This window comes from Bacillus sp. NPDC093026 (assembly GCF_044754665.1).
Lineage (GTDB): Bacteria > Bacillota > Bacilli > Bacillales > Bacillaceae > Bacillus > Bacillus maqinnsis.
Genome location: NZ_JBIVPN010000002.1, coordinates 767,511 through 773,830 on the forward strand (window position 1 = coordinate 767,511; position 6,320 = coordinate 773,830).

Consider the following 6,320-nt stretch of genomic DNA (forward strand, 5'->3'; position numbering starts at 1 on the left):
AATCAATCCTCTTGTGAAATTCAAGCTGTAAAATGTAAAGCTGAAGTCTATTTTTCTTGCTGATTAATCGGGATATATTGAAAAATTTCTCCAGAATGAACAGATTGAGCTAATCGTCTGAGCCAGTCATAATATGCTTTTGAGCTTTCAAGCTGTTCCAATAGCCGTTGCGCCTCTTCTTTGATCGCTTCATCAACCTGTTGATGATTCACCACATCTTGAAGGCGTTTTTGTGCCTCTTCTATTGCCGCTAGATTGACCACTACTTCGCGTTCCCATTTTTGAGGGAAGAAGTTCATGAAAAACTTAAAAAAATCCTTTTCAGCGACAAAGCTGTGTTTTCTTCTTCCTCGATGGAAGGTCTTTTTGACGATATTCATATCTTGCAGCTTTTTAACGCCTGTACTCATACTTGGCTTACTCATTTGTAACTCTTCGCGCATTTCATCAAGCGTCATTTCCTCATTTAAATACATGGTCCCATATAATATGCCCGCACTTCTTGTAATGCCGTAGAGATCCATGGTTTCAGCGATGGAATCAATGACTAGATCTTTAGCAGCTAAAATACTTTCCTCTGCTTGTTGCTTTTCCTGATTTTTCATCTTGTCCCTGCTTTCTATTAAGAGAATTCAATACGTTCAAAAAAATCATTATGGACTATATGTTAACGAAAGAATGCAAAATGTCAAAAAAAATGGAACATATCTCCCTTTGACAGAAAAATTTGAACATGTTAAGTTAATTATATTCAAAACGTTAAATTTTTATTTAACAAACTTACTAAAAATAAATTCAGAGGAGGTTCCTTCTATGAGTCAAACACTTTTTATAGATGGACAATGGGTTGCCGCTAAAAGTGGCGAAACACGGGATATCATCAATCCTTTTAATCAAGAAGTGATTGCCACAGTCAGCGAAGGATCAAGAAGTGATGCGCAGCTTGCCATTAAAGCAGCGAGAAAAGCCTTTGATCAAGGTGATTGGGCAAATTTGCCGGGGCTCGAAAGAGGAAACATCGTATTCAAAATAGCCGAATTCATTAGACGAGACCTTGCGGAATTAGCAAAATTAGAATCACTTGATACAGGCAAAACATTAGAAGAAAGCAAAGCGGATATGGACGATATTGCGAACGTGTTCCAATATTACGCAGGACTTGCTGACAAAGATGGCGGGGAAATCATTGCATCGCCAATTCCAAACTCAAAAAGTGAACTAGTCAGAGAGCCTGTTGGAGTATGCGGTCAAATTACACCTTGGAATTATCCATTACTACAGGCAAGCTGGAAAATCGCTCCTGCACTTGCGGCGGGAAATACGATTGTCTTAAAGCCGAGTGAACTTACACCATTAACGACTATCAAAATATTCAAATTAATGGAAGAGGCGGGTGTCCCAAGGGGTGTAGCAAACCTTGTACTTGGACCTGGTGCAACTGTTGGAGATGAGCTTGCTGTAAACGATCAAGTGGACCTGATCTCCTTTACAGGTGGTATTGAAACAGGTAAGAAAATCATGCAAGGAGCAAGCGGGAATGTGAAAAAAATTGCCCTTGAGCTCGGCGGGAAAAATCCGAATATTGTGTTTCAAGATGCTGATTTAGACGTAGCGGTTGATCAGGCAATGAATGCTGTTTTCTTTCATGCGGGGCAGGTGTGTTCAGCGGGCTCACGATTATTAGTGGAAGAGTCCATTCATGATGAATTTTTAGAAGAACTGGTGAAGCGGACGAAAAACATCAAGCTAGGCAACGGCTTTGATGAAGGAACGCAGAGCGGGCCGCTTATCTCAGCTGAGCATCGAGAAAAAGTAGAAAAATACGTCAGCATCGGTTTAGAAGAAGGCGCAACATTAGAAACAGGCGGAAAACGTCCTGAAGCAGAGGAGCTTCAAAATGGTTTCTTCTACTTGCCAACCATTTTCTCTGGCTGCATGTCAGATATGCGGATTGTACAAGAAGAGATCTTTGGACCAGTGCTAACTGTGGAATCCTTCCGTTCAGAAGAAGAAGCTGTCCAACTGGCAAATGATACGATATATGGTTTAGCAGGGGCTGTTTGGTCTGCAGATATCGGGAAAGCAGAAAGAGTGGCTCGCCAATTAAGATTAGGAACTGTATGGATCAATGACTTCCATCCATATTTTGCTCAAGCACCTTGGGGAGGTTACAAACAATCTGGCCTTGGGCGCGAGTTAGGACGAACGGGACTTGAAGAGTATACAGAATTGAAGCATTTATATAGAAATACAAAACCTGAAGCAGTTCATTGGTTTAAATAAATATCACTCATTTGGAGGAGATTCTATATGACATTAAATATGAAAATTGAAAGCATGCAAAAGTTCCATACATTTGAAATCCCGACTGTCATCAAGCATGGAATTGGTGCGGTGAAACATGTTGGAGAAGAAGTGAAAGCATACGGCGTCTCAAAGGTATTACTTGTAACAGACCCTGGCATTCATCAGGCTGGTGTTGTAGATCCAGTCATTAAATCTTTAAAAGAAGCGCAAATTAATGTCGTGCTTTTTGACAAAGTAGAACCAAACCCGCCAGTAAGACTTGTGAATGAAGGCACAGCTTTATATGAAAAAGAGGGCTGTAATGGTTTAGTTGCAGTAGGCGGTGGAAGCTCCATGGACACAGCGAAAGCCATCGGCGTTGAAGTGACACATGAAGGCTCAGTGCTTGATTACGAAGCAGCGGAGGGGAAAAAACCGCTAGAAAATAGAATCCCTCCTCTAACAACGATTCCGACAACTGCTGGTACTGGTTCAGAGGTCACGCAGTGGGCCGTGATTACAGATGAAGAAAGAGAATTCAAATTTAATACAGGCGGACCGCTGATTGCTGCCCACTTAACTGTAATTGATCCGGAGCTTCACGTATCGATGCCGCCTCATGTGACGGCAATGACTGGAATTGATGCACTTGCGCACGCAATTGAATGCTATACAATGAAATTTGCGCAGCCGATGACGGATGCGGTGGCGCTCATGGCAATTGAATATGCTGCTCATTATATTCGTCGTGCCTTTGCGGATGGTGAGGATTTAGAAGCAAGATATGGAATGGCTCAAGCAGCGATGCTTGCAGGACTTTCTTATGGTAGTGAATCAGCTGGTGCAGCCCATGCGATGAGTCAAACACTCGGAGGCATTATTCCTGTAGCGCATGGTCAGTGTGTAGCAGCGATGATGGGACCAGTGATGGAATATAACTGGAAGGGATACCCAGAAAAATTCGCCCGAATTGCACAAGCGTTTGGGATTAATACGAGTAGCATGTCAACAGAAGAAGCGGCAAAAGCGGCAGTTAACTGGATGTATGATCTAGTAGAGGATCTAGAAATTCCTTCATTAGAAGAACAAGGTGTATCTAAAGATATGATTGACCGTTTATCAAAAGAAGCGATGAAAGATCCGCAAACAGTTGGAAATCCAAGAGATCTAAACGAAAAAGCGTATAACTGGATTTATGCACGCTGCTTTAACCTGACGCCTAAAACAGTATAACGAATTCAAGACTCCCAACGAGTGAGGGAGTCTTTTTTATTTGTCTTATAATTGTTCTTTAATCTCTTTAATTTGATGAATATGGCGTTTCTCATGAGCACCAATAAAATCAATATATTGCTTAAGTGATAACTCTTCAAACACTGGATGTGCGATTACTCGTTTGAAATCTTCTTCAGTAAAAGTCGATAAAATTTGATTCAATTGCTCGCGTGCTGTATCGAGCTCATCCTTTAACTGAGTAGGTGTGACATGTTTACGCTCAGGGTCAACAATACTAGGGGCAGTTGCTTTTTTTGATCGGTCCTCAGCCATTTCTACCGGCTTTGGTTTATATTCTTTGATCGGCGCTTTCTTTCCTTCTGCTGCCAGATGCTTTGCCGCAACAAGATCCATTTTCTTCAAATGATCTGCAACCTCTTGAATACTCCAAGTATCTTCAGATATTTTTTGATTTAATGCTTCTTCATTCAAACCTTGCAGTTCTTGCCATAATTGTTGTCTTGCTTCATGTAATAAACTCATTTTCAATCACCTCAACTTTAAATTTTATCATACTGGTACATGACAATCATTCTTTAGCTATCTAAGAAATCCTTTGAAGAAACATGATGAAAAGTGAACCCTTTACAAAAGTGGTGAGTATGGTCTAAATGGAACAAAAACTTTCTAATATTGATCAAATTACAGTTATTCATACAGGCGGTAATGGGGAAGGAAGCAGAGCCAATAAAGTGACAGGCTAATGTGTCTAGCCATCAAGAAAGCCTAAAAGCATCTTCCGGTATTGATATGAAAGAAATCATTGAGAACCTCTAGAAAAGGCAATGTGAAACAAAGCATTCAAGAATTAACTGAAAAAAAGCAACAGTCGAAAGTAAAATAGAAAAATAAAGATCAATAGGCACCTATCAAAAGAAGGTGTCTATTGATCGATCTCTCTTGACATATGAAGAGAGACTCACAAGGGCGCCGCTGAAAACATCATGAGCACTAGGAATTTTACGAAATACAACTTTATCATAATGAGTAAAAACAGACGAATCACTTGAGGGGATTTGTAGTTGAAGATGGGATATTTGGCTTTGTCTCCTTTGGAGAACAATGTGACAACCGCTATTCAGAATCTATTTATTTACTAGAGCAAAAGTAGAGGTCTTGGAGCGGGTATAGCTTTCTTAGCGAAAGGAGTAAAGTATTGAATAGAGAAGGGGTACATGAGTATGCTGCTATGGGTGTTTGAACGGAATTCAGCGAAGCAATTTTACGAAAAATTCAACCCGCTTTTGTCGTTACTAGGCATTTTGAACTGGCTGATCATGATGATGAGATCGACTTTGCATGGAAGCTGTCTGTATGAAACGAACATTTACAAAGAATTAAATCGTCAGTTTCCAATAATAATGAGAGAAAAATGTAAAAAGGGTAGCAAGCAGAATATAAGAAATGAAAGGAAAAGCTTCTACTTTTCCTTTTAAGCCTGATATTTTTAATGCTTCATAGAAACCTGCCAAAAAATAGGCAAGGCTGAGAATATAGCAACAAAGCATAATGGAGTAAGGGTTCATTGTCGTACCTCCAACATAAAATCTTCTACTACTAATAGATTCCATAGAGCAGAAAATTATGCATAAAAAAACAGCTGAAATCAGCTGATTATTTTTGAAGAGGAAAAACCAATCGAGATGCACTAGGGATGAGTAAACAAAGGATGATACTACAAATGATAAAGGAAGGAATCATATATGTACCGTTATAGATTAAAGAATAAACCCAACCTGCCATTCCTTTTGGTGCATTTTGCGAAAAGAAAACGATCCCAGAAATAAAGAACGTCAGCAGTCTGAAAAAACTTGCAACAAAAACAGATAGTGTAATATAGAAGAATTGTTTTTTTCGACTTTTCTCCTGAATCGCTTTTTTGATCGAACCTGAGAATATGCCGCTCAGACAAATGACAACAGATGCTACGAAATAATCTAAAAATCCCTGTACGGGCGTTGCAATAATGGGGTTATTCATAAGCTGCAGTCCAGCAATTAACACACCAATGATAAATCCAGTAGACACTCCCCACCTGATAGACATCAGAATAACCGGAATCATAATGAGAGCAATTGACCCTCCATTTGGCATTCTTAAAAAGAGACCGGATAAGTAATCTAATACAAGTGCAAGTGAAGTCATAATTGCTATTTCCATAAGACGTAATAATTGGTTTGATTGTTGCATACAAAAGAATCTCCTTTTTCATAAATTGAGCAAGGAGAGACCATGTAAGGATGAGTATGTTGGTCATAGAAAGATAGATCGGGTTGAACATAATGGATAGATAACATGTATTCAAATGACTCCACATTCCTACTTCAGTATTAACTGACAGGTTCAAAGGGTCAGAACAACGAATCGTTCACTCTCAGCACAAAGCTCCCCCTGCGGTTATTTAGTTCATCAATCATATATTATAAATATACTAGAAACCTTCATAATCAACAATAGAAAATTCCCTTGACAATCGCTTATCCTATTAAATAAGAAGAAATAAATTATTTAGAAAAAATACTTGTCTCTTCTTTCGAAAGGTGTTATATTTGTATTCGCCGCTGAAATAGAGCGGTTGATAAAAAATGTTAAGAAAAAAGTTATTGACTTATTCTTGATAGAATGTTATATTAATAGAGTCGCTTATGAGCGATAATGAAATGATCTTTGAAAACTAAACAAGACAAAACGTACCTGTTCATTCGAGATTTGATAAAAAATCCTATGATACATCATAGGTAGTCGGTCAAACTGACGAG

General features: G+C 39.1%; 6 protein-coding genes, 1 pseudogene and 1 riboswitch. Of the genes and pseudogenes, 3 read left to right on the forward strand and 4 right to left on the reverse strand.

All coding sequences use genetic code 11. The annotated features are described in order from the left end of the window. Positions 1-47 precede the first annotated feature (47 nt). Complete coding sequence (gene cudC / locus ACIQCE_RS08885; RefSeq protein ID WP_400494452.1) at positions 48-605, reverse strand: transcriptional regulator GbsR; 558 nt, start codon at positions 603-605, stop codon at positions 48-50. Between the two features lie 208 nt (positions 606-813). On the opposite strand from cudC, the gene betB reads away from it, so the two are divergent. Beyond that, positions 814-2,283, forward strand: a complete 1,470-nt coding sequence (gene betB / locus ACIQCE_RS08890) for a betaine-aldehyde dehydrogenase (protein ID WP_400494453.1) — start codon at positions 814-816, stop codon at positions 2,281-2,283. Positions 2,284-2,310: 27 nt separating this feature from the next. Continuing rightward, on the forward strand, positions 2,311-3,519 hold the full coding sequence (gbsB, locus tag ACIQCE_RS08895; RefSeq protein ID WP_400494454.1) for a choline dehydrogenase: 1,209 nt from the start codon (positions 2,311-2,313) through the stop codon (positions 3,517-3,519). Between the two features lie 45 nt (positions 3,520-3,564). On the opposite strand, the gene ACIQCE_RS08900 is transcribed toward gbsB, so the two are convergent. After that, on the reverse strand, positions 3,565-4,044 hold the full coding sequence (locus ACIQCE_RS08900; RefSeq protein WP_400494455.1) for a DinB family protein: 480 nt from the start codon (positions 4,042-4,044) through the stop codon (positions 3,565-3,567). A 140-nt stretch (positions 4,045-4,184) separates the two neighbouring features. Here ACIQCE_RS08900 and ACIQCE_RS08905 point away from each other — a divergent pair. After that, positions 4,185-4,405: pseudogene (locus ACIQCE_RS08905) on the forward strand (flotillin family protein); the annotation flags it as partial. A gap of 493 nt (positions 4,406-4,898) precedes the next feature. Here the strand turns inward: ACIQCE_RS08905 and ACIQCE_RS08910 are convergent. Then, positions 4,899-5,087 (reverse strand): hypothetical protein, encoded by a 189-nt coding sequence (locus ACIQCE_RS08910; RefSeq protein ID WP_400494456.1) that lies wholly within the window; start codon positions 5,085-5,087, stop codon positions 4,899-4,901. An 88-nt stretch (positions 5,088-5,175) separates the two neighbouring features. Further along, positions 5,176-5,751, reverse strand: a complete 576-nt coding sequence (gene thiT / locus ACIQCE_RS08915) for an energy-coupled thiamine transporter ThiT (protein WP_400494457.1) — start codon at positions 5,749-5,751, stop codon at positions 5,176-5,178. A gap of 109 nt (positions 5,752-5,860) precedes the next feature. Beyond that, positions 5,861-5,963, reverse strand: a riboswitch (TPP riboswitch). Positions 5,964-6,320: the final 357 nt, after the last annotated feature.